This is a genomic window from Streptomyces xiamenensis (assembly GCF_000993785.3).
Classification (GTDB): Bacteria; Actinomycetota; Actinomycetes; order Streptomycetales; family Streptomycetaceae; genus Streptomyces; species Streptomyces xiamenensis.
This window is the reverse complement of sequence record NZ_CP009922.3, coordinates 4295674-4320074: the sequence shown is the minus strand read 5'-3', so window position 1 is coordinate 4320074 and position 24401 is coordinate 4295674. Positions and strand designations below refer to the sequence as shown.

Annotated in this window: 15 protein-coding genes and 2 pseudogenes; 8 read left to right on the top strand and 9 right to left on the bottom strand. The window is 72.8% G+C overall.

The window, feature by feature from the left end; genetic code table 11:
• Positions 1-113 precede the first annotated feature (113 nt).
• Positions 114-578, bottom strand: a complete 465-nt coding sequence (locus tag SXIM_RS20045; protein ID WP_030733490.1) for a roadblock/LC7 domain-containing protein — start codon at positions 576-578, stop codon at positions 114-116.
• Entirely contained in the window at positions 575-3010 is a 2436-nt protein-coding gene (locus SXIM_RS20040; RefSeq protein WP_168222782.1) for a sensor histidine kinase, read from the bottom strand. Before SXIM_RS20040 ends, SXIM_RS20045 begins: the two co-directional genes overlap by 4 nt.
• A 306-nt stretch (positions 3011-3316) precedes the next feature.
• Between SXIM_RS20040 and SXIM_RS20035 the strand changes: the two genes are divergently transcribed.
• From SXIM_RS20035 to SXIM_RS20010, 6 genes and pseudogenes are all read left to right on the top strand, one after another.
• Complete coding sequence (locus SXIM_RS20035; protein WP_030733487.1) at positions 3317-4114, top strand: protein phosphatase 2C domain-containing protein; 798 nt, start codon at positions 3317-3319, stop codon at positions 4112-4114.
• A gap of 139 nt (positions 4115-4253) precedes the next feature.
• Positions 4254-4967, top strand: a complete 714-nt coding sequence (locus tag SXIM_RS20030; protein ID WP_030733484.1) for a spermine/spermidine synthase domain-containing protein — start codon at positions 4254-4256, stop codon at positions 4965-4967.
• A 120-nt stretch (positions 4968-5087) separates the two neighbouring features.
• Positions 5088-5959: pseudogene (locus SXIM_RS20025) on the top strand (response regulator transcription factor).
• 4 nt (positions 5960-5963) lie between these two features.
• A complete protein-coding gene (locus tag SXIM_RS20020) occupies positions 5964-7049 on the top strand; it encodes a sensor histidine kinase (protein ID WP_030733481.1) in 1086 nt (361 codons plus the stop codon).
• A gap of 301 nt (positions 7050-7350) precedes the next feature.
• Positions 7351-11102, top strand: a pseudogene (locus SXIM_RS20015) (multifunctional oxoglutarate decarboxylase/oxoglutarate dehydrogenase thiamine pyrophosphate-binding subunit/dihydrolipoyllysine-residue succinyltransferase subunit).
• Positions 11103-11193: 91 nt separating this feature from the next.
• Positions 11194-11448, top strand: coding sequence for a DUF4158 domain-containing protein (locus SXIM_RS20010; RefSeq protein WP_148236142.1), 255 nt, complete (start codon positions 11194-11196; stop codon positions 11446-11448).
• Between the two features lie 75 nt (positions 11449-11523).
• On the opposite strand, the gene SXIM_RS20005 is transcribed toward SXIM_RS20010, so the two are convergent.
• A complete protein-coding gene (locus SXIM_RS20005) occupies positions 11524-12351 on the bottom strand; it encodes a helix-turn-helix transcriptional regulator (protein ID WP_078635552.1) in 828 nt (275 codons plus the stop codon).
• A gap of 125 nt (positions 12352-12476) precedes the next feature.
• Between SXIM_RS20005 and SXIM_RS20000 the strand changes: the two genes are divergently transcribed.
• Positions 12477-12920 (top strand): nuclear transport factor 2 family protein, encoded by a 444-nt coding sequence (locus SXIM_RS20000; RefSeq protein ID WP_046724803.1) that lies wholly within the window; start codon positions 12477-12479, stop codon positions 12918-12920.
• Positions 12920-13762, top strand: coding sequence for an NAD(P)H-binding protein (locus SXIM_RS19995; RefSeq protein ID WP_046724802.1), 843 nt, complete (start codon positions 12920-12922; stop codon positions 13760-13762). Before SXIM_RS20000 ends, SXIM_RS19995 begins: the two co-directional genes overlap by 1 nt.
• Before the next feature lie 191 nt (positions 13763-13953).
• On the opposite strand, the gene fxsT is transcribed toward SXIM_RS19995, so the two are convergent.
• The 6 genes from fxsT to SXIM_RS19965 form a co-directional block, all read right to left on the bottom strand.
• On the bottom strand, positions 13954-16983 hold the full coding sequence (fxsT, locus tag SXIM_RS19990; protein WP_030733473.1) for an FxSxx-COOH system tetratricopeptide repeat protein: 3030 nt from the start codon (positions 16981-16983) through the stop codon (positions 13954-13956).
• Positions 16984-17086: 103 nt separating this feature from the next.
• Complete coding sequence (locus SXIM_RS19985; protein ID WP_246156909.1) at positions 17087-18448, bottom strand: aKG-HExxH-type peptide beta-hydroxylase; 1362 nt, start codon at positions 18446-18448, stop codon at positions 17087-17089.
• A complete protein-coding gene (locus SXIM_RS19980; protein WP_199811808.1) occupies positions 18445-19659 on the bottom strand; it encodes an FxsB family cyclophane-forming radical SAM/SPASM peptide maturase in 1215 nt (404 codons plus the stop codon). The genes SXIM_RS19985 and SXIM_RS19980 overlap by 4 nt, the downstream gene beginning before the upstream one ends.
• Positions 19656-19886 (bottom strand): FxSxx-COOH cyclophane-containing RiPP peptide, encoded by a 231-nt coding sequence (gene fxsA, locus SXIM_RS19975; protein ID WP_246156908.1) that lies wholly within the window; start codon positions 19884-19886, stop codon positions 19656-19658. Before fxsA ends, SXIM_RS19980 begins: the two co-directional genes overlap by 4 nt.
• Before the next feature lie 67 nt (positions 19887-19953).
• Positions 19954-23298: an SAV_2336 N-terminal domain-related protein gene (locus SXIM_RS27530; protein WP_046724800.1), complete on the bottom strand. Its 3345-nt coding sequence runs from the start codon at positions 23296-23298 to the stop codon at positions 19954-19956.
• A 4-nt stretch (positions 23299-23302) separates the two neighbouring features.
• Positions 23303-24343 carry an AAA family ATPase gene (locus SXIM_RS19965; RefSeq protein WP_030733464.1) on the bottom strand — a complete coding sequence of 347 codons (1041 nt, stop codon included), beginning with the start codon at positions 24341-24343 and terminating at the stop codon, positions 23303-23305.
• Positions 24344-24401 lie beyond the last annotated feature (58 nt).

Sequence of the window (24401 nt, the reverse complement as noted above, 5' to 3'; positions counted from 1 at the left end):
CCCGGGGTGATGGCGGTCCACCGGGCCGCACGGGCCCGGAGCCGGGTACGGCCCCGCCCCTCGTGGGGCGCGGGCCGCCCGTGCGGGCGGCCCTGCCGGGGCCCTTCGCCGGTTTACCTGGCCGTGGTGCCCGGGGCCGTGCCCGCGCGGAGTTCGGCGCGCAACTGGGGGGTGAGCAGGTGGCCGGCGCGGCCCACGAAACGGGCCATGTGGTAGGTCACCATGCTGATGTCGGCGTCCGGTGCCGCGTAGACGCCGAGCAGCGAGCCGTCGCTGATGGACATCACCACCAGGCTGCCGCCCGCCATCGCGACCAGGGTCTGCCGTACCTCACCACCCTCCATGAGGGAGGCGGCGCCACGGGTGAGGCTGCCGAGTCCGGAGACCACGGTGGCGAGATCGGCGGTGGCGCCGTACGGGCCGGCGTAGCCGCTGCGTGCCGCCGCGTCGGGCTGGCTGGACAGCAGCGGCAGGCCGTCGGCCGAGACCACGGCCACCGAGCGCATGCCCGGCACCTCTTCGACCAGCCGCGTCAGCAGCCAGCGCAGATCGCTCATCGGGGTTGTCGGGGTTGTCATGCGGGACCGTCCTCCTCCGCGGCGGCATCCCGGTGCCCGGCGCGGGCGCCGCGCTGGAAGCCGCCGAGCCGCCGCCGTAGTTCCTCGGCGTCCGTGCCCCGGCTGGGCGTGAGATCCGGCGTTTCGGACGCCGGCAAGGAGCCTACGGGGGTGACACCTCGGGTGCGCACCGGCAGGCCGTTCTCTGTCTTCTCCGGGGTCCAGGAAGCAGCTCCCGGGGCGGCCGAGTCCGGCGCCCTGGTGTGCTCCTGGTGGCTGGGGTGAGTGGGGGGAGCGGGCGCGACCGCCGAGGCGTCGCGCTGGGCGGGAACCGGGGCGACGGGGTCGGCCGGCGCGGCCGGGGCCGTCGACGGATCGGCGGGGGCGACCGTGGGGATCGCCTGGGTGCCGGCCACCGCGGGGGTGGCGCCGGTGCCGTCGACCGGCGCGTAGCCGGTGGGGGTGGACTCCACCAGCGCGGCCGGGACGATGACCTCGGCGACCGTGCCGCCGCCGGGGCGGGCGTGCAGCCAGCAGCCGAGCCCGTGCCGGGCGGCGAGCCGCGCGACCGTGTACAGGCCCATGCCGATGCCGGGGCCGAGGTCGGCGCCGGCCGGCGGGGTGGTGGAGTCACCGAGGCGGGCGTTGAGTTCGGCGATGCGCTGCTCGGACAGGCCGGGGCCCTCGTCCTCGACGTGCAGGGTGAGCACCTGGCCGGCGCCGGGGCACCAGCCGGTGAGCCGGACCCGGGCCCCGGAGGGTGAGAAGGCGGTGGCGTTGTCGAGCAGTTCGGCCAGCAGGTGGCTGAGGTCGCGGGCGGCGACGCCCAGGATGCGGACGGCCGGGGGCGGGGTGGTCTCGACCACCTCGTACCGCTCTATCTCGCTGACCGCCGCCCGCAGGACGTCGATCAGCGGCATCGGCTCGGTCGGCATGACGGCGGGCTCGGCGCCGGCCAGCAGCAGCAGGTTCTCGCCGTGCCGCCTGACCCGGGCGGCCAGGTGGTCCAGGGAGAACAGGACGGCCAGCTGGTCGGGGTCCGTCTCGTGCTCCTCCAGGCCCTCCAGGACCGAGAGCTGTTCGCTGACGAGGATGAGGATGCGTTCGGCGTGGTCGGCGAACATGCCGTGCACGGCGCCGTGCAGCTGGTGCAGCTGGGCGCCGAGCTCCTGCTGTTCGGCGAGGAGCCGGTCGCGTTCGGCGCGCAGTCCGCCGCTGTCGCGGGACGCCTCCAGGGCGCGCTGGTGCAGGTCCAGGGCGCGGGAGTGCAGCGCGTTGACGGCGGCGACGACCTCGGCGAACTCGTCGTTGCGCCCGGTGTACTTGACCGGTTCCTGGGTGGTGGGGTCGGCGGCGACCCGGCTGCTGCCCAGGCGTACGGCGGCCAGCGGGCGGGTGAGCGAGCGCGCGGTCTGCACGGAGACGGCCAGGACCAGGGTGAAGGCGACCAGCACCACACCGGACTTGATCTGCAGTGCCATCAGCTCGCTGTCGCGGGCTTTGGCGAGCCGGGCGGTGTGTTCGGCGCTGAGGTCGGCGAGCACGGTGCGCTGGGCGTCGGTGCGGGCGGCGAGGGTGTCGTGGATCTCGACGCGGTCCAGGGCGCGGTCGGTGGCGGTGAAGCCGCTGCCGGCCGCCAGGACGGCGAGGTACTCCTCGGCGGCGGCGATCTCGTCGCCGGCGACGGTCTCGGCGTAGGCGTCACGGGCGCTGGGCCCGGCCAGCGCGGTGAAGTCGGCGAGGGCGGCCTCCTCGCGGGCCCGGGCGGTGTGGATGAGGCGGGCCAGTTCGGCCTGTTCGCCCTCCTCGACCAGAGCGGCGAGCAGCAGACCGCGGGTGGCGGCGGAGGAGTCGACGGCCCGGATCAGGTCGGAGAGCGCGTCGGCGGTGGGGTCGGCGGCGTCGGGCGGGGTGGCGCGGGCCGTGTCCCGGGTGAGGTCCTCCAGGGCGGCGATCATCACGGTGTAGCCGGCGTTGATGTCCAGCGGGGTGGCGTCACCGGCCTCCGCCGCCTCGCGCAGCACGGTGAGGTCGGTGAGCGCGTCGCGGGCGCCGGTGGGGAGTGCGGCGCGCAGCTCGGTGATCTTGCGGTCGGCGCGGGCCCGGTTCTCCGGGGTGAGGGCCGCGTCCAGGGGCTGCCGGCTGCCGCTGACGGCGGCGGCGGCCACCGCCGCGGTGAGGGTGTCGCGCTCGTCGGCCAGGGTGTGGGCGAGGGCGAGGGCGCGTTCGGCGACGTCGGTCTCCTCGGCCAGCCGCTGGGCGTCCTTGTAGTCGGTGCCGGCCGAGATGACGGTGGGGGCACCGGCTCCGAGCACGGCGATTCCGCTGAGGAAGACCCCTATGAGCAGCCTGCTGCGGACACGGCTGCCGCGCCGTCGGCGATTGCCGCGGGGGGATGCCGGATCGGCGGGATCGCGCAGTGTCGTGTTCCGCACCTGTGCTCGCATTCTCATCCTGGCGTCCGGCGAGCGGCCGGCTGGGTGGTCCAGCGTGTCGGGGGGTACGCCGGCCCGCGTGGGGTCAGCACGACCTTGCCAGCGCTGACGGGGCGGTAAGGCGGCGTCCCTGAACCGGCCACCCGAAGGAGTGAACAACACCCGGGGTTGGTGGACAAGCTGAGGATAAGGCCCCATCAGGGCAACGCACGATTCGACTGGAATTCCGCCGGGGGTCCTGACAAGATCTGCTGGAGCCAGGGTACTTAATGGTTCATTGCACCAGATGGGCCGACAAATCCCGGACCACGGACGGCTATTGCCATGTACATTCAGTCAGCATCCGAACCGGGTGATTCCGGCCGCCCCAATGAGGACTTCTGCGGAACGGCCCAGCCCGCCTCCGGGCACGGGGGAACGCTGGTACTGCTGGACGGGGTGACCCCTCCCCCGGGTGACGACGGCTGCGCGCACGGGGTGCCGTGGTTTGTCTCGCGGCTCGGCGGGGCATTGGTCGAGCTGTCCGGTTCGCTGGCGGATGTCCCGCTTTCCGAGTGTCTGGCCCGGGCCATCACCCGTACCGCCGCCCTTCACCACCGCACGTGTGAACTATCTCACCCACGCACCCCGCAGGCCACGGTGGCCTGCGCGCGCTGGTCGGCGCGCACCGTGGAATACCTGGTGCTGTGCGACTCCCCGCTGCTGATCAGGGGTCAGGACGGCGTGGTGCGACCGGTGCTGGACGACCGGCTCGACCAGGTGCTGCGCGCCGCGCGCGAGGCGCCCGCCGGACGGCGGGCGGCCCGGATCGAGGGGCTGCGCAACGCGCCGGGCGGTTTCTTCACGGCCGCGGCCGATCCGCAGGTGGCACCTCTGGCGGTGACCGGGGAGCTGCCCCGCTCGGAGGTGCGCGCGCTGGCGGCGCTCACCGACGGCGCGAGCCGGTGGACGGAGATCTTCGGACTGGGCGACTGGACCGCCCTGTTCGACACACTGGAAAGGTACGGACCACGGGCACTGATCGGTCAGGTGCGGGCGGCCGAGCGGGCCGATCCCGCCGGAACCGCCCACCCGCGGGGCAAGGCCCACGACGACGCCTCGGCGATTCTCGCCCTGCCCTGAGGATCCGGCCTCTCCCCCGGCATCTCCCTTGGCCACGCCCCTTCCTCCCCGCACGGCCCGCACCGTCCGCACCCGAGGACGGCCCCGCCCCTCCAACGGGCCACCCCGCCGCGCGGACCGCTGCGCAAGGATGGGGCTCATGACTGATCACCGCCACGACAGCCACGACGACCGGCCCCGGGTACTGGACCGCCGGGTGGGCCCGTACGGCGAGGTGGTGCTGCGGCGGCACGGCGAGCTGCTCCAGATCATCGCCAACGGCACCTTCTTGATGGACACCTCGGACGGCCGCTCCGAACGCCTGCTGATCCGCGCCGCGCTCGCCGCCCTGGACACCACCCGCACCCCCGCGCCCGCCCTGCTGATCGGCGGACTCGGCGTCGGCTTCTCCCTCGACGAGGCCGCCCGCTCACCCCGCTGGGGCTCGATCACCGTCGTCGAACGCGAGGCCGCCGTCATCGACTGGCACCGCGAGGGACCGCTGCGCCCGCTCACCGCGACCGCGCTCGCCAACCCCCGTACCGAACTCGCCCACACCGACCTGCTGGACCACCTGCGCGCGACCCCCGGCCGCTACGACGCGCTGTGCCTGGACATCGACAACGGGCCGGACTGGACGGTCACCGAGGACAACGCGGGCCTCTATTCCGCCGCCGGGCTCGCCGCCTGCCGCGCCGCCCTCACCCCCGGCGGCGTGCTGGTCATCTGGTCCGCCCAGCCCTCGCCCGCTTTTGAGCGGCACCTGCGTGATGCCGGATTCACGGCGGTAAGGACCGAAGAGGTGGCGGTTGCCCGAGGCGTCCCCGACGTGCTCTTTCTCGCCAGCCATCATTACGCCAGCCCATCCGCGTAGCCGCATGTCAGGTCCGGGCTCTACGCTGCACGTACTACCCAGCGTTTCACCTGAAGACAGTGACACCCATATGAGCGCCGGCACCAGCCGGCCGGCAACGGACCTTTCCGGGGGCGGAAGATGACCCAGACACACACCCGTACGGCCGACCGGACGACGACCGGTGAGCCGGCACACGAGGGCGGCACCCCCGAGCAGGACGAGCAGACCCACGAGCGCGCCGCCGGCCACACCGCCGCCACCGCCAGCACCCCCGGCGCCCAGCGCCGGGTCCTGGTGGTCGAGGACGATCCGACGATCGTGGAGGCGATCGCCGCCCGGCTGCGCGCCGAGGGCTTCCTGGTGCAGACCGCCGCCGACGGCCCCGCCGCCGTCGAGACCGCCGCCTCCTGGCATCCCGACCTGCTGGTCCTGGACGTCATGCTGCCCGGCTTCGACGGCCTGGAGGTCTGCCGCCGGGTGCAGTCCCAGCGCCCGGTGCCGGTGCTGATGCTCACCGCGCGGGACGACGAGACCGACATGCTGGTCGGTCTGGGCGTCGGCGCCGACGACTACATGACCAAGCCGTTCTCCATGCGCGAACTGGTCGCCCGCACCCATGTCCTGCTGCGCCGCGTGGAGCGGGCCACGGTGGCCGCCACCACCCCGCGCCCCGGCAGCGTGCGGCTCGGCGATCTGGAGATCGACCGCACGCAGCGCCGGGTCCGCGCGGCGGGCAAGGACGTGCACCTCACGCCCACCGAGTTCGACCTGCTCATGTGTCTGGCCCGCTCCCCCGGGCGGTGCTCACCCGCGAACAGCTGCTCGCCGAGGTCTGGGACTGGGCGGACGCCTCCGGCACCCGTACGGTGGACAGCCATGTCAAGGCACTCCGCAGAAAGATCGGAGCCGAGCGGATCCGTACCGTCCACGGTGTCGGGTACGCCCTGGAGACTCCCCCCGGATTCGCCGCGGAACCCACGGTCGCCCGGCAGGCGCCCGTCGAGGGCTGAGCCGGTGCCCGACCCGGCCTCCGCGCCCGGGACACCGCTGACCCGCCGGGCCTGGTCGCTGCTGCGACCGCTGGACCCGTACCGCTCGGTCAAGGCCGCCCTGGGCTGGCTGGTGATCGTCTCGGTCGGCATCACCACCGTGCTCATCCTGATGGCCTACCGCTCGGACATCGAGCTCCAGGTCATCGCGATCATCGCGATCATCGCCTCACTGCTGGTCACCCAGTTCGTGGCGCACTCGCTGGCCGCGCCGCTGCTGGAGATGACGGCCGCCTCGCGGGCGATGGCGCGCGGCGACTACGGGCGGCGGGTGCACGTGGCGCGCCGCGACGAGCTGGGTGACCTCGCGGACGCCTTCAACCGGATGGCCGCCGACCTCCAGGCCGTGGACCGGCACCGCAAGGAGCTGGTCGCCAACGTCTCGCACGAGCTGCGCACCCCGATCGCGGGGCTGCGCGCCGTGCTGGAGAACGTGGTGGACGGCGTCTCGGAGGCCGATCCGCAGACCATGGCCACCGCGCTGCGGCAGACCGAGCGGCTCGGCCGGCTGGTGGAGCAGTTGCTGGACCTGTCCCGGCTGGAGAACGGGGTGGTGCCGCTGGCGGCGCGCTCCTTCCAGGTGGAGCCGTATCTGAACGCGGTGATGGACGGCGCGCACATGGCGATGGGCCGCGGCCACTCCCGCACGGATGTGCGGCTGCGGCTGGAGGTGGCGGCCGGGCTGCGGGCGCACGCCGACCCCGAGCGGCTGGATCAGGTGGTCACCAACCTGGTGGACAACGCGATCAAGCACAGCCCGCGCGACGGCACGGTCACCGTGCTGGCCGGGCCGGGACAGCAGCCGGGCGGCCTGGTGCTGGAGGTGCTGGACGAGGGTCCCGGCATCCCGCCGGCGCAGCGCGATCTGGTCTTCGAACGGTTCGGCCGCGGCACCAACGGCGTCACTCAGCGTGACGGCGGTACGGGTCTGGGGCTGGCTATCGCGCGCTGGGCGGTGGATCTGCACGGCGGCACGATCGGTGTGGCCGAGTCCATACGCGGCTGCCGCATCCGGCTCACTCTCCCGGGTAATAGCCAGGTAAAGGGTTGACGTAGGCTCGCCCTGGGCGGAGCGGCCCGGACACCCATCGACCGCAGGTCGGGTGGGGTGGGGCGGCTCCGGTCGGAAAACGTCGGAGAACGGAGTCGCGCCGCGGCGGCAGCCGTCACTTTGTCGTTCCCGGATCGTGCCGAACTTGGTTCGATTCCCGCACAATCGAGTGCCGAAACCCGACCGGGAATGTGACGTACGCGACTGCTGGCCCCACAGGACTGCGGAGGAGGCCCTTTCAGGCGTAGCCTTGATTCCCGCTGTCCATTACCTTGCGAAGCGGAAGAGGGCGGTTGCCGCCGTGTCGCCACAGTCCACGGACACCTCGGGTGTCGAGACCGAACAAGCCGGATCTCAGAAGAGCCCTGCCGCCGGCTTCGGTGCCAACGAATGGCTCGTCGACGAGATCTATCAGCAGTACCTCCAGGACCCGAACTCAGTAGACCGGGCCTGGTGGGACTTCTTCGCCGACTACAAGCCGGGCCAGGCCAAGGAGACCGGGGACGGCTCGCCCGCCCCCGCCAAGGCCCCGCCGACGACCGCGGGTCAGGCTCCCGCGGCGCCCGCGGCTCCGGCCGCACCGGCACCGGCCGCTGCTCCGGCCCCGGCGGCACCCGCCGCCGAGCCGGCCGCCGCGGCTCCGGCGAAGGCACCGGCCAAGGCCCCGGCCAAGGAGGTGTCCGAGGGCCCCGAGCTGATCACGCTGCGCGGTCCGGCCGCCGCGGTCGCGAAGAACATGAACGCCTCCCGCGACCTGCCGACCGCCACGTCGGTCCGTGCCGTCCCGGTGAAGCTGCTGTTCGACAACCGCATCGTCATCAACAACCACCTGAAGCGCGCGCGCGGCGGGAAGGTGTCCTTCACGCACCTCATCGGCTACGCCATGGTGCAGGCGCTGAAGTCGATGCCGTCCATGAATTACTCCTACGCGGAGAAGGACGGCAAGCCGACCCTCGTCAAGCCGGAGCACGTCAGCCTGGGCCTGGCCATCGACCTGGTCAAGCCCAACGGTGACCGGCAACTGGTGGTGGCCGGCATCAAGAAGGCGGAGACGCTCACCTTCTTCGAGTTCTGGCAGGCGTACGAGGACATCGTGCGCCGCGCCCGCTCCGGCAAGCTGACGATGGAGGACTTCTCCGGCGTCACCGCCTCCCTGACCAACCCCGGCGGCATCGGCACCGTTCACTCGGTGCCGCGCCTGATGCCCGGACAGGGCGTCATCCTGGGCGTCGGCGCGATGGAGTACCCGGCGGAGTTCCAGGGTTCCTCGCAGGCCACGCTCAACCGCCTGGGCATCTCCAAGGTGATGACCCTCACGAGCACCTACGACCACCGGGTCATCCAGGGTGCCGCCTCCGGTGAGTTCCTGCGCCAGATCTCGCAGTTGCTGCTCGGTCAGCACAACTTCTACGACGACATCTTCGAGGCGCTGCGGATCCCCTACGAGCCGGTCCGCTGGCACCAGGACATCGACGTCAACCACGACGACGAAGTCACCAAGGCCGCCCGGGTGTTCGACCTGATCCACTCCTACCGGGTGCGCGGCCACCTCATGGCCGACACCGACCCGCTGGAGTACAAGCAGCGCAAGCACCCCGACCTGGACATCACCGAGCACGGCCTCACCCTGTGGGACCTGGAACGTGAGTTCGCGGTCGGCGGCTTCAACGGCAAGTCGATGATGACGCTGCGCGACATCCTCGGCGTGCTGCGCGACTCGTACTGCCGCACCACCGGCATCGAGTACATGCACATCCAGGATCCCAAGGAACGCAAGTGGATCCAGGACCGCGTCGAGCGCGGGCACACCCCGCCCGAGCGCGAGGAGCAGCTGCGCATCCTGCGCCGGCTGAACGCCTCCGAGGCGTTCGAGACGTTCCTGCAGACCAAGTACGTGGGCCAGAAGCGGTTCTCGCTGGAGGGCGGCGAGACCGTCATCCCGCTGCTCGACTCCGTGCTGGACGAGGCCGCCGCCGCGTCCCTGGACGAGGCCGTCATCGGCATGGCCCACCGCGGCCGGCTCAACGTGCTGGCCAACGTCGTCGGCAAGTCCTACGCGCAGATCTTCCGCGAGTTCGAGGGCAACCTCGACCCGAAGTCGATGCACGGCTCCGGCGACGTGAAGTACCACCTGGGCACCGAGGGCACCTTCACCGGCCTGTCCGGCGAGCAGATCACCGTGTCGCTGGCGGCCAACCCCTCCCACCTGGAGGCGGTCGACCCGATCGTCGAGGGTGTCGCCCGCGCCAAGCAGGACATCATCGGCAAGGGCGGCAAGGACTTCACCGTCCTGCCGATCCTCATCCACGGTGACGCGGCGTTCGCGGGCCAGGGTGTGGTCGCCGAGACGCTGAACATGTCGCAGCTGCGCGGCTACCGCACCGGCGGCACCGTGCACATCGTCATCAACAACCAGGTCGGGTACACGGCGACGGCCGCCGCCGCCCGTTCCTCGATGTACTGCACCGATGTGGCTCGGATGATCGAGGCCCCGATCTTCCACGTCAACGGCGACGACCCCGAGGCCGTGTGCCGCGTGGCGCGGCTGGCCTTCGAGTACCGGCAGGCGTTCAACAAGGACGTCGTCATCGACCTCGTCTGCTACCGGCGCCGCGGGCACAACGAGACGGACAACCCGTCCTTCACCCAGCCCCTGATGTACGACCTGATCGACAAGAAGCGTTCGGTGCGCAAGCTGTACACCGAATCGCTCATCGGGCGGGGCGACATCACCCTGGAGGAGGCCGAGCAGGCGCTCCAGGACTTCCAGGGCCAGCTGGAGAAGGTCTTCAAGGAGGTCCGCGAGGCCACCGGTTCGCCGGCCCCCGCCGAGGTCCCGGCCCGCAGGCGGAGTTCCCGGTGGCGGTGGAGACGGCCGTCAGCTCCGAGGTCGTCAAGCGGATCGCCGAGTCGCAGGTCAACATCCCCGACCGGATCACCGTGCACCCGCGTCTGCTGCCGCAGATGCAGCGCCGCGCGGCGATGGTCGAGGAGGGGACGATCGACTGGGCGATGGGCGAACTGCTCGCGGTCGGCTCGCTGCTGATGGAGGGCACGACCGTCCGCCTGGCCGGCCAGGACTCGCGGCGCGGCACCTTCGGCCAGCGCCACGCGGTGCTGATCGACCGGCACACCGGCGAGGACTACACCCCGCTGCTGTACCTGAGCGAGGACCAGGCCCGGTTCAACGTCTACGACTCGCTGCTGAGCGAGTACGCGGCGATGGGCTTCGAGTACGGCTACTCGCTGGCCCGCCCGGACTCCCTCGTGATGTGGGAGGCGCAGTTCGGTGACTTCGTCAACGGCGCCTCGACCGTCGTGGACGAGTTCATCTCCTCGGCGGAGCAGAAGTGGGGCCAGACCTCCGGGGTCACCCTGCTGCTGCCGCACGGGTACGAGGGCCAGGGCCCGGACCACTCCTCGGCCCGCATCGAGCGGTTCCTCCAGCTGTGCGCGCAGAACAACATGACGGTCGCGGCGCCGACGCTGCCGTCGAACTACTTCCATCTGCTGCGCTGGCAGGTGCACAACCCGCACCACAAGCCGCTGGTCGTCTTCACCCCGAAGTCGATGCTGCGGCTGAAGGCGGCGGCCTCCAAGGCGGAGGAGTTCACCACCGGTGGCTTCCGGCCGCTGATCGGTGACGCGACGGTGGACCCGGACCAGGTGCGCAAGGTGGTGTTCTGCTCCGGCAAGGTCTACTACGACCTGGAGGCGGAGCGCGCCAAGCGCGGGGTCACGGACACGGCGATCATCCGTCTGGAGCGGCTCTACCCGCTGCCGACGGACGAGATCCGCACCGAGATCGCCCGGTACCGCAACGCGGCCACCTACGTGTGGGCGCAGGAGGAGCCGGCCAACCAGGGTGCGTGGCCGTTCATCGCGCTGAACCTGGTGGACCACCTCCAGCTCATCATCGGCTCGGACTCCGTGGCGGGCGCCGACCGGCTGCGGCGGGTGTCGCGTCCGGCGTCGTCCTCGCCCGCGGTGGGTTCGGCCAAGCGGCACCAGGTCGAGCAGCAGACCCTGCTGAACGAGGTGTTCGAGCTGTAGCAGCGGCTCGCCCGGCCCGGTGCCGGGCACGCGGACAGCGAGGCGGCGCCCGCCCCCGTGAAGGGGGCGGGCGCCGCCTCGCGGTGTTGAGGTGCCGTACGCAGTACGGCCGGTTCCCCGGGGCTGCGCCGAGTTGGCGCATGAGACGGTGGAGTTCATCGCCCGGCAGGTACAGGTACCCGCCTCGGAGCGCCACCGGGCGCAGATCCGGCAGCACCTCGGCTTCCGTGAGTGCGGCGTCGTGGACGCGGGGAAGCTGACGGCGTATCCGGCCGAGCACGTTGCGCACAAGGAACGCGGGCCCGAGCAGGTCCGGGTGGAACTGCCGGCACGCTGCCGGCACTGACCGCCCTGGTCTCCTCCCCGCTTCCCGTGGAGAGCGTGGAGCGGACCGTGGCTCTGATGGCCGGCGGTCAAAGGGTCAAAGGCTCTTCAGAGCAGCGGCGCTTGGGCTGCCGGCTTCTGCCGTGTACATCACCAGGGAAAAACCTGAGCCGGGCAGGCTGAGGGTGTGCCGGTCGATCTCCAGCTCGCCCAGTGTGGGGTGACGCAGGTTTTTTCGCACGCTGGGTATGGGGCGCACAGCGTGGTGACGCCAGCTGTTCGCAAAATCTGGATCGTGGGTTGCGAACTCGTTGATCAGCTCTGCGAGCACGCTATCTGTGGGGTTCCGAACGCTGGCTGCGCGCAATTGAGCGGCTATCTGCTGAGAGAAATCGGACTCCGAACCGGGCGCGCCGGTGCAGAGGGTGTCACGGAATCTCGTCGAGATGCGCGTGAGGTTGCGCTGGTCAGGTGGGAGACGAGAGAAGTCCGTCATCAGGGCTGCGGCTGCTGCGTTCCAGGCGACGACATCTTGCCGGTCGTTGACGATGTAGGCAGGGATGCCGTCAAGTCTGCCGAGTAGCTGTTGGGCGTCCTCGGGTACGTGCTCTGGTACGCCGCCGTTCTCTGTCGGCAGCACTTGTCCGGCCAGGCGGGCCAGATGGTCACGCTCTGCGTCAGTGAGCTGGAGAGCCGTCGCCAGCGCAGACAGCACCTGCGGTGAGGGCCGGGGTGCCCGTGCCTGTTCCAGCCGTTCGTAGTAGCTCACCGACATCTGTGCCAGGGCAGCCACCTCTTCGCGGCGCAGCCCGGGTGTGCGACGGGCGCGCCGGCTTGGTGGACGCGTCGCTTCGGCGGGCACGTCTTCTGGTTGCAGATCCTCGCGGCGGCGGCGGAGAAAGTCTGCGAGTTCCTGACTGCTCACTCTTCCATGCTGTCACAGGAGGGACAGCTGAGCCTCGCACTGTTGGTCCGGGGCTCAGCTGTCCGTTCCGCGGCCACAAACTTCTGTGCATGGTGGTCCGGTCGGTTTGTTGACCACGAGGAGAAATGATGTCCAGCACCCCTGAGGAGATATTTCGCCGCATGCTCGACCTGATGCTGGCCAAAGACATGAGTGCCGTGGCAGATCTGTGGGCGCCTGACGGGATTGCGGAATTCCCTTTCGCAGCCGGGAGCTCCCCTCGCGTTCTTCGCGGACGTGAGGAGGTACGCGCCTACCTCGCTCACTATCCGGAGTTGATGGACATGAAGGAGGTGGCCGCGCTCACCGTGCGGCCCACGGATCAAACGGACACCGTCGTGGTGGAGTGGACCGCCACCGGCCGCACCGTGGCCACCCGCCAGCCCTACCGTCTGGACTACATCGTGGTTCTCACGGTCCGCGACGGGCTGATCGCTCTGTTCCGGGATTACTGGAGCCCGCTGTCGGCGGCCGCCGCTGCCGGCGATCTCGGCAGGCTGATCGACTCGCTTGAAAGGAGGGACGCCTGATGTCCGGAGTGCTCGTGACCGGAGGGACCGGCACAACCGGCAAGTCGCTGGTGCAAGTGCTCCGTAAGGCTGGTGTGCAGGCTCGGGCAGCCAGCCGGAACCCGGCCGCAGCCGATCCTGACGCGATCCGCTTCGACTGGAATGACCCGACCACATATGGACCCGCGCTCGACGGGATGGACCGGGTCTTCCTGCTTCCGCCGGTGGAGAGTGTGGACCCGCTGCCGCTGGTCGAGCCCTTCCTGCGCCAAGCGCAGCTGGCCGGTATCCGGCGCCTCGTGATGCTCGGCTCCGCCATCGTGCTGCCGAACGCGCCCAGCGCTGTGGAGATGGCCGCTCAGGTTCAGGCTCAGCCCGGAGGTGTCGTACTCCGCGCGTCTGGCTTCATGCAGAACTTCCTGCGCCCGCACCCACTGGCCGAGGACATCCATCGACTCGGCGAGATCCGTACCGCGGCCGGTGACGGCGAGCTGGGATGGGTCGATGCGCGGGACATCGCGGCCAGTGCTGCCGCGCTCTTGGCTGACCTGGGGGTGGATGCTCGAAGCGACTACCTGATCACCGGACCGCACGGGATGAGCTATCCGCAGGCCGCGCAGATCATCACCGCGCAGACCGGCAGGCAGGTTCGGGTGAAGCATGCTACGGAGCAGGAACAGGCTGCCGCCTACCGTGCCTCCGGAATGCCGACGGAGTTCGCTGACGCTCTCGCCGCCGTCGAGCGCGGAATCAAGGAGGGACGCGAAGACCAGGTCAGCACTGCGGTGCTCGATCTCACCGGCCGTCCGCCGCGCGCCTTTGCCGAATTCGTCTCTGATCACGCTGACGAGTGGACGCAGTAGGGACCGAACAGCCGTGATGTGCGGTCGAGTAGAAACCACGCAAAGAGTGCTGCGGCAGGGCGGGCGGGACGATCGAACCGGTGTCGACGCCGTCGCCCGACACGTCTCCGGACATGACCCTCGCCGTTTGCGGCTGGTGACAGCGTTCTTACCGGCACCCCGTGTTCGGGCGCGGTGCGCGGTGCACGCTCTCAGGGCAGCAGCACCTCGAAGTCCCAGTAGACGCGGGAGCGGGAGCGGGCGGCGACCGTGTGGGTGTGGTGGGTGCCCAGGGAGGAGATCAGTCCGCTGAGCGCGGCCTCCTCCACCTGGTCGGCCTCCTGCCGGCGGCGCAGTCCGCGCAGGTCGGAGGCGAGCGCCAGCTGGCTGGTCAGCGACAGCGGGTGCTCACGGCCCAGGACGGCGGCCGAGCGGCGTACGTTCTCCCGGCTGAGCTCGGCGGCCCGTTCCAGATCGTCCTCCAGGTTACGCCCCACGGCGGTGTTGAGGGCGATGCCCAGGGTCCACGGGTGGTCGGGGCCGAGCGCGGCGGTCATCTCCTCCAGACAGCGCTCGATCAGCCACTGGGACTCGCGCCGCTCCCCCGCCACCCGCAGCACCAGCGCGTGGTTGGCGGTGGCGCCGATGGTGTACGGGTGCCGGCTGCCCTGGAGCCGCTGGTAGCTGTGCATGGCGAACTCGCCGATCTCGCGGGCGTGGTCGAGATCGCCGGTCTCACGCTGGACGAAGGCGTAGTCGGTGGCGACCTTCAGGTGCAGCGGGGCCTCGCCGCCGAGCACCGCCTCGGTGCGCTCCAGCAGCCGGGCGAGCAGGGCGCGGGAGCCGGCCCGGTCGCCCGTGCGGTGCAGGCACAGCGCCAGGTTCAGCTCGGTGGTGAGGGTGCGCGGGTTGTCGGGGCCCAGCACCAGGCGGTGGGATTCGACGTTGCGTTCCTGGAGGGAGAGCGCCTCGTCGTAGCGGCCGAGCAGCCGCAGGTCCAGGGCGCAGCTCAGCTCGGAGGACAGCGTCCAGGGGTTGCGGGAGCGCAGCACCTCGCGGCGCATCTCCAGTGTCTTGCGGTCGAGTTCGAGGGCCTCCCCGTAGCGGCCGAGCAGCCGCAGGGTGACCGCGATGTTGTTGTGGGTGTTGAGGGTGCGCACATCGCTGTCGCCGACCAGTTCCTGGTACAGCTCCAGGGCCCGGCGGTCCTGGTCGAGCGCCTCCTCGTAGCGCCCGAGGCCGCGCAGGTCGGCCGCGAGACCGCCGTGCGCCCGCACCACGCCCAGGTCCTTGGGGCCGCGGGCGGCGGAGAGCCTGTCGATGATCTGCCGGTTCATGCGCTCGGTCAGGGTGTACTCGCCGACGGCGCGCAGCAGGGTGGTGTGCTGGGAGGCCAGCTCCCACAGCAGCGGGTCGTCCTCGCCGTAGACCTCGCGCCAGGCGGCGTCGGTGGCCTCGGCCAGCTGGATGCCGGCCCGGTACTCGCCGGAGCGGTAAAGGTAGGTGAGGGAGTGGAAGACCAGCCTGCGGGTCTCGGCGTGGGTGCTGCGCAACGCGCCGGACGCCTCCAGGTGGGGGACGAGTTCGGCGTAGCGGGACCACAGCCGGGTGTCGTCGGGGCGGCGCGGGTCGGCGGCGGTCAGGGCGCGGCGCACCACGCGGGAGAACGTCGCGGCGTCGGCGTCGGACATCCCGGCGCGCACCGCCTGGTGGACCATGCGGTGCAGATGGATGGTCTCGGTGTCGGGGACCAGCCCGTCCTGCCCGTGCCGACTGCCGCCGTCCGCTTCGGTACCGGGGTCGTCGGGGCGGATGACGGAGTACTGGACGAGCTTGCTGAGGGCGGCGTTCCACAGCAGCGGGTTGTCGATGAGGTGGGCGAGGCGTTCGGGCAGGTCACGGGCGGGGACGTCGCGCAGCAGCCGCAGCGGTACCGGCCCCGGCGCGAACCAGGCGCACAGCCGCAGCAGGTCCACTGCGGCGGGCTCGGTCTCGCGCAGCCGGTTCAGCACTATCGAGAACGCGGTGAGGTATGTCATGGGGAAGGCCGCCGAGACGCGCAGACCCATCTCGATGTCCGCGCCGGAGCGCAGCAGCTGGATGTAGTCGGTGACCGCCATGGGCGAGTCGGACAGGGCACCCGCGGTCTGGTCGAGGGCGAGCGGCAGGTCCTCCAGGGCCTCGGCGAGTTCGTCGGCCTCGGTGGTGGTGATCCGGCGGGCGCGGCGGCGGACGAAGGCGATGGATTCCTCGCGGTCGTAGACCGGGACCTCCCACACGGCGGTGTTGTGGTCGCCCCATTCGCGGTTCTGGGAGGTGATGAGCACGTGTCCGGTGCCGGTGGGCACCAGGTCGGCGATGGCGCCGGGATCGTCCGCGCCGTCCAGGATCAGCAGCCAGCGGGAGTACGGGTCGCCGCGGCGCAGCGCGTCGCGTACGGCTCGCAGCCGCTCGCCGTACTCGATGCCGGTGGTCAGGCCGAGCGCCGGGGCGAGTTCGGCGAGCCGCTGGCGCAGGGTGCCGCGGGTGTCGGCGGGCACCCACCACACCACGTCGTACGCGGAGCCGAAGCGGTGCACGTACTCGGCGGCGGCCTGCGTCTTGCCGACGCCGGACATGCCGAGCAGGGTGACCACGGCGGAGCCGGGGTCGGCCTCGGAGAGCCGCTGGTAGACGGCCTGGAGGGTGGTCTCGCGGCCGGTGAAGCGGATGTTGCGGCGCGGGACACCGCCCCACACCCGGGGCTGGTCGTAGGGGAAGCGGGCGCCGGAGCGCAGGCCGACGGTGGTGGAGGAGTCCGCCTCCTGCCCGCCGAGGCCGAGCAGGTGAGTCAGCCGGCGGTGGGCCTCGCGGGCGCCGACGCCCCACAGTTCGGCGGCCCCGCCGAAGGCCGCGACGGCGGGCGGCAGCGCGGCGGAGGTGACGGAAACGGCCGAGAAACGGCGGTGGTTGGGGGCGACGACCGCGCGCAGCGCCTGGTTCCACTCCTCGGTGGAGCGCGGCCCCATCTGGAAGTACCAGTCGCTGAGGACGACCAGCACCCGGCCCTCGGTCAGCAACAGGTCGCTGAGGGCCTCCACCAGCGGGACCTCGGTGGCCGGGTCCCAGCGCTGGAGCGCCACGTCGCAGCCCTGCTGCTCCAGGCGGTCGGCGATCCAGGCGGCCCAGGGCCGGTTGAACCCCGCGAAGCTGATGGTGATCTTCTGCCGCTCGGCGGGTGTGGTCCTGCGCAGTCCGGCCATCCGACAGCTCCCCTTCGTTGTGGAAACGGACCCCCGCGCCGTGCCCGCGTCCCCTGGCGGCCCGTCAGATGTTGGTGGTGTTCAGGCTAACCGCTGGCGTGGGTCATTGCGGGTGATGGCGGTGCCACAGTGAGCGCGCCGTGTCCACGTAGGCGGCGGCCCGCACCCGGTGTTCGCGGGGCGGTGGGTGATCGGCGAGCCGGGAGTGACGGGCGGTCATGGCCTTGACGAAGGCCCGGCCCGGGTCGGTGAGGGGGCGTGCGCCGCGCAGGACGGGGAGTACGGCGCCGACCTGGGCCGCGCAGCGGGCGTGGGCGGCCCAGGCGTCGTCGCGGGCGAGGGGGTTCTCGCGGGTGAGGGCGAGCCGCTGCCAGAGGGCGGCGAGGGCGAGGTGGGCGTACGCGCCGTGCAGCAGGCCGTCGAACGGGCGCGGGTCGGGACGCCAGGGGGCCCAGTGGCGGGGCGTGTCGTCGGCGGTGTGCAGGGCGACGAGTTCGGTGAGGGCGGCGAGTTTGGCGTGCTGGAGTTCATGGACGAGCCCGGCGGCGAACAGTTCGGGGCTGGGGGGCGGGCTGGCGAGGACGGCGCCGAACGCCCCGTCGCGGGTGTGACTGGTGTGACGGCCGGTGGCGGTGGGCCCCGGCAGGGGGACGACGCAGTCCAGCAGGGCGAGATCGGCGGCCCGCGCGGCGCCGCCCAGGCGCAGCAGCGGCAGGGCGCGCCGCCACATGGCGCGCCAGTGGGCGCGCTGGTGGGGCGGCCCGGCGGGGGTGGCGGCGCCGGGGGTTGCGCGGCAGGGGTCGAGATCGTCGAGGAGGACGGGGCGGGGGCCGCCGGACAGGGTGGGCAGCGGTGACCAGCGCGGGTCGTGGGAGTGCCAGTGGCCGGCCGCGTCGCGGCGCAGTTCGGCGGGGCGGGCGCCCAGGGGTCGGATGGTCAGGGTGTCGCGCCGGCCGTGGAGTTCGGCCCAGCGGGCGGGCCCGGCGTGCCGCAGCAGGCCCAGGGTGGGCAGGGCGATGCCGTCGTGGTGCGGGGTGACGCGGGTGCGGAAGGTGAGCCCGGCGCGGGCGGCAGCGGCAGCGGCGACCGGCCCGAGGTGGTCGATGTCGCGGTGGTCGGGGGTGCCGCGGTCCAGCTGCCGTACGCAGGTCTCGGCCCAGGGCCCGGTGAGCGGGTAGAACATCACCCGGCGGGCCTGCCGGGGGGCCGCGCGGTCGGCGGCCTCCAGGAGCGCGCCGTGTTCGCGGGCGGCGGCGCGCCGGCCGGGGGGCAGGGCGTCGCTGTCCAGGGCATCGAGCAGCACCCGGAAGAGCAGGAGCCGCCGGGTGTGCGCCCCGTCGGACAGGGCGCCGAGCGCCTCGGCGCCGGCCTCGGTGCTGCCGAGTTCGGCGATCGCCGCGTCGGACAGGGCCGTTCCCGGGGCGGGCACGGTGGGGGCCCGGCCGGGGGTGGGGGTGCCGCTCAAGCGGACACCACCGTGGCGGTGGCCACCCGGTGGGCGATGTGGTGCAGGAGCCGCTGGAGGTCGGCGCAGTAGACGGAGGGGTGGTGGAAGCCCTCGCCGGCGCGGTAGCGATGCGCGTAGTTCCCGCCGCCGCAGACGGTGACCAGGGGGCAGGCGCGGCAGGTGGCGGACAGGGCGGCGAGGCCGGCCTGGCGGGCGGCGACGCCGGGGTGGTCCAGTGCGGCGTCCAGCGGGTGGCGGTGGATGTCCAGGCCGGTGGCGGCGGCGCCCTCGTAGGCGGTCTTGAGGGCGTCCATCTGCTCGATGGCGCCGTCGGTCTCGATCACCACGGCGGTCACGGGCCGCAGACCCAGGGATTCGGTGGCGGCGGGGGCGCCCAGCAGCAGGGCGATGGCTTCCTGGAAGAGCCGGATGCGGGTGCGGCGGCGGCCGGCTTCCCACCACAGGTCGAAGACGGTGGCGAGCCAGTCGCCGTACCGGCCCGGTGGCGGCGGGTTGCTCCAGTTGGCGTGCGGCAGAAGGAAGTTCAGGGCGGGCGGGTCCAGGTCCAGGAGCGAGCGGTAGACCTGTTCGGGGTCGCTGGCCGGGTCCACGACGCACAGCACGCCGCCGTAGGTGTGCCGGTACGGCCCGGCCAGCAGCGCGGCGGCGCGGCGGATCGCGGGCCAGGCGGGGCGCCCGGCGTGGTCGGCGCGCTGGGCGTTGTGCTCCGCGAGCCCGCCGTCCAGGCTCAGTCCGACGCCGATCCGTGCGGCGGCCAGCTCCCGCAGCCGGGCGGCGGTCAGCAGGGTGCCGTTGGTCTGTAAGGCGGCGTGCACCGCGCAGCCGGCGGGCACCAGCTCGCGTATCCGGGCGACGAACCCGGCGAGGGTGGCGGTCCCGGCCAGCAGGGGCTCGCCGCCGTGCAGCACGACGGAGACGGCGGGCAGCCGGTGCGCGGCCGCGTGTTCGGCGATGCGCCGCGCGGCCCGCTCCAGCACTTCGGGGCTCGCGGTCACCGGCTGCCGGCGCCATCCCCCGTCGGCGGCGAAGTACATGTAGCAGTAGCGGCAGGCCAGGTTGCACCGGCTGTGCACCTTCACCACGAACTGGTCGAAGGGCACCGCCGCCACCCCACGGTCCCGTAGCCGCGCGACGGAGAATTCCGTCAGCGGCCAGGGCGCGAACACGTCCGGTTCCGGGCCCACCGGGGCCGGAATCCGCTGGTTCACGCGGCGCCCCCGGATTCATCGCCGGGCGCGAACTCGTCGAAGGCCCACAGAGCCACGGTGGGCTGTCCGCTGACCCGCGCCCGCAGGTCGGCCAGCACCTCGCTCAGCACCGGATGTTGGAGAGCGCGCAGGTCAGCGAGGCCCAGGGTGAGCAGGTCGGGCAGTTCGGGCAGCTCGGCGACACCGGCTGATTTGTCGGAGCACATCGTCGTCCCACCACTTCTCACGCGGTCATCCGCCCGGTCGGCCCACACGGTCCCCCCTCGCCGACCGGCCCATCCGGGATTCCCGCCCCTACCCCCGGGGAAACGTCAGCTCCGCCAGCGCCTGGGCGCTCCGCTCGCCGTCCTCCCCCTTCGGCAGCCGCCGCCACTGAGCCAGCGCGGCCCGGAACGCGTCCTGCGCGGCGCGCGGCCGGCCCGCCGCGCGGTAGACCGTGCCGCGCTGATGCTGTGCGGTGGCGGCCAGCCTGATCGGGACGGCCGCCCGCTCCGAGGTGCTGCCGTCCGCCACGCGCAGCGCCTCGGTGGCCGCTCTGCGGTACGCCTCGGCCGCCTGCTCGGGGCGCTCGGGGCTGCCGCTGTGGCCGAAGATGTGCTGGTGCGCGCCGCCCAGTTCGTACCAGCCCCACGCGCGGGTCAGGGCGTCGTCCGCGCCGGTGGCCGTGAGGGAGAACAGGTGCTCGGCCTCGCGCAGATCCACCAGGTCCACGGTGGCGCGGTAACGGACCATCAGGGCCCGCCCCAGCATCAGCAGCCGCCCGGGCAGCCGCGGATCACCCGCCGGGGTCTCCATCCGGCAGTCCCGCAGCACCCGGATGGCCTGCCCGGTGTACGGGCCGCCCTCCGGGAGCTGGGCCCGCTCCAGCAGCACCTGGCCCCATTCGGCGATCAGATCGCTGTAGTCGGGCCGGTCGCGCGGCACCGCCCGGGACGCCTCGGCGAACCGCAGCGCCGCCTCCTCCAGATGGCCCGCGCCGCTGTCGTTCGCCGAGAGGTCCCGGGCGTGGAAGCGGCGCACGCTCAGCCGCCCGGCGCGCATGAGTGCCTCGGCACGCTGCCGCCGGTCGTCCGTGAGCTGCTGGGCCAGGGTGATGTGCCGGCCTGCCTCCTGCCAGCGGGTGGCGGTCAGCAGCAGCGCGTCGACAAGTCGCAGCGTGGTGCGGACCCGGGCGGGCACGGGGGCGGATTCGGCACGCTGGGCCGCCCCGGCACGCTCCAGCGAGCGGGCGGCCTGTTCGGCGTACACGGCGGCGCCCTCGGTGTTCTTCTCGCGGTCCGCCGCCTCGGCCAGCCGCAGCAGCACCCGGCCGTGCGCCAGCGACAGTCCGCTGGGCTCGGCGCGGCCGGCCGGCCAGGCGTCCGCGATGGCCTCCAGCATGCCCACGCACTCCTGGAGCAGCGCCGGGTCCCGGCCAAGACGCCACTGCTCCTCCAGCACCCGCACCCGTTCCAGGGCGATGCCCAGCGCCTCGTCGGGCGGCAGGCCGGGTGTGGCGCACACGGCGGCGAACTCCCGGTCCGCGCCGCGCCACAGCTCCAGCGCGGCTCCTTCGTCCCCGGCCTCCTTGCGTTCGGCGGCGGAGGCGTGCAGGACGCGGGCCAAGATGGTGCGGGCGGGCAGCGAGTCGAGGTGGGAGGCTGCGGTGCGGGCGGCGCGGCGGGCGCGTTCCAGCAGTCCGGCCTCGCCCTGCTGGCGCCACAGGCGCAGCAGTTGGGCGGCGAGTTCGCCGTACAGCTCGGGGTCGGTGGAGCGGCCGGAGAGCCACTGCTCGTCGGTGGCCCGCTCCAGCTGCCACACGGCGTCCAGCAGGTGCTGGAGGGCGCCGTCGTCCTCGAAGCGGCGGGTCAGCTCGCGGGAGCGGCGCAGCGCGTCGGTCACCGCCTTGGGTGGATCGGGGCGCGGTCCGCTGTGCGGGGTGCCCGGCAGGAAGCGGCTCAGCACCCTGGCGGCGACCTCGGCGAACGGCTGTGGTGAGCGGCCCTGGTCGGCCTCTCCCGGCTCCCCCTCGCTCTCCAGGTCGCCCTCGGCCACCGGTACGGGGGTGAGCCGGCCGCCGGAGAGCTGGGCGAGGGCGAGGGCGGGGAAGTTGGGGCCGCCCTTGCCGAACCGGGCCTCGACGTAGGCGGAGCAGTGCTTGAGCACCAGCATCGCCTCGTCCTGGCCGAGGGCCTGGAGCAGTTCCTCCTGGACCCCGTCGGCGAACTCGTACCACAGGCCGTCCGCCCCGGCGCCGGTTCCGGCGCGCCGCAGCAGGCCGCTCAGCAGCACCTCGGAGAGCTCGGCGGGGCCGGTGCCGGGCAGCATGGTGCGCTGTATGAGCTGCATGACCGGCAGGAAGAGCGGGGCGGCGGCGAGGTGGACGGCGAGCCGGATGGCGCCGGGTGAGGCGGTGGCCCGGAAGCGGGCGATGAGTTCGCCGGCGGGCCGGGAGCGTACGCCGGGGTGCGCGGGGGGTGCGGCGGGCTGGTCGGGGCGTACCCAGCCGACGGCCGCCGGGACGGCGGCCGAGCCGCCGCCGGACAGCAGCCGGGCCCAGGCGCCGAGCGCGGCGGCGGTGGGCGGCAGCACCGGGACCGGGACGGCGCCGGACGGGGGTCGCCGGCCCGGGTCGTCGGGGGTGAAGCCGAGCCGGGCCCCGGCCGCCGGCCCCTCGGCACGGGTGAGGACGCCGTGGCTGGCGGGCAGCCGGGTGCGCGCCCACAGCCGGGCGGGCAGCGGCTGCACCACGGCGGCCGGGGCGTGCCGGGTGATGCGGTGCAGCAGCCGGTGGGCGGCGCCGTCGCGCCACAGCGGGCCGACGCAGTCGCTGACCACGACGGTCAGCCGCCGCCCGGTGGGGTCCAGGAGGCGGCGTTCGGGGTGCAGCACGGTGTCCGGGCCCGCCGGGTCGGTGTCGAAGTGGCCGCTGACGCCGACGGAGCCGTCCGGCAGGGCGTGCAGGTAGTGGACCTGTATGTCGCGGAAGGCGCCGACCCTGCCGAAGACATCGGTGAGCTCGCCCAGCAGCCGCTGCCACACCCGCATGGCGGAGGTGGCGTCCATGAGCAGTTGCAGCTCCATGTCGCGGCGGCCCGTGGCGCGGAAGGCGGGCAGCAGCAGGCCGCCGGCCCGGGCGGTGTCCTCGGCGGTGCGGCGCTCGTCGAGCGTGAGGTGGGCCGGGCCCGGGACGGGCCGGGCGGCGGGGCGGCAGCGCTGGAGGGGGCGCAGGGCGCGTTCGAGTTCGAGGAGGGAGGGCAGGGCTCTGGCCTCGGGCACGCCGACGCGCAGGGCGTCGCCGGGCCCCGGCCGCTGGGTGGTGGCCTGGACGTGGTCGGGGTAGAGCGGCACCGGCTCATCATCCCGGTAGGCCCGGCGCTCGGCGCGATTTCCGGCCTCGGGCGGAGGGTCGCCACTCCACGGATCGTGGCGGCCGCCGGCCGTGGTCCCGCGGTCCCACAGGGCGGCGGCCTCCCGCGGGGCGCCGTCCGTGGCCTCCTGGGGACCCCGGTCGGCCGGTGCCGGTCCCGACTGCAGATGGGTGGCCAGCCACAGGGCCTCGGCCAGCTCCCGGGAGCCGGGTTCGAGGCCGGCCCGGCGCAGTGCGCCGATCAGCTCGGCCAGCTCGTCGCGCCGGCGGCCGCCTCGCTTGTTCCCCATGACGTCACCTCGGCCGGTCGAGGCGCTGGATGAGCAGGTCGGCGAGCCGGTCGCGGGTGGGCTGCTCGGCGTGGTGGGTGAGGTAGATGGCGTTCAGCAACTGATCGGTGGCCAGTTGTTCGGTGCGCGAGCGCTCCAGGAAGCGGGTGATGACGTCGTCGCCGAGGTGCGCGAGCCGGTCACCGAGCTGGGCGCGGACGACGGAGGCGAGCCGCTCGTGGTCGGGTTTGCTCAGCTCCAGGTGGATGCAGCGGCGCAGCAGGGCGGCGGGGAAGTCGCGTTCGCCGTTGCTGGTGAGCACGATGAAGGGGAAGGCGTTGCAGCGCACCCGCCCGTCGCGCACGGTGACCTTCACGTCGTCGTCGTTGAGGACCTCGACCTCCGGCTCGCGGTCGGCGACCCGCTGCAGTTCGGGGACGTCGTAGGAGCCCTCCTCCAGGACGTTCAGCAGGTCGTTGGGCAGGTCGATGTCGCTCTTGTCGAGCTCGTCGATGAGCAGCACGCGGGGGGTGGCGGTCGGCAGCAGGGCGGTGCCCAGGGGGCCGAGCCGCAGATAGCTGCCGATCCCGCCGACGCGGGGCGCGGGCACCCCGGCGGCGCGGCTGCCGGCGGCGATCTGGGTGTCCTGCAGCCGGGCGATGGCGTCGTAGTGGTAGAGGCCGTCGCCCAGGGTGGTGCGGGAGACGATGGGCCAGCGCAGCACCCGGCCCAGGCCCAGTTCGTAGGCCACGGCGTGCGCGAGGGTGCTCTTGCCGGTGCCGGGGCTGCCGGTGACCAGCAGCGGGCGGCGCAGGTAGAGCGCGGCGTTGATGATCTCCAGTTCCTCGGCGCTGGGCCGGTGCATCTCGGCGAGATGCCGGTAGGCGCCCAGGCGGCGGGTGGAGACGCTGTCGGTGTCGGGCCCCGGGGCGACCAGCGGCTGGCCGTCGAAGTCGCGCCACGGAGGCGGCTTGGGCAGCGCCCGGATGCGGTCGTGCGGCTCACCGGCCCCCCGGTAGATCAGCCATTCGCGTTCGGGGTCGGGGGTGCGGTCGGTGGCGGCCACGGCACTCTCCTCGTCACGGTCACTCGGTCGGCCAGGTGGTGTGCTGTGGGGGCGGTGT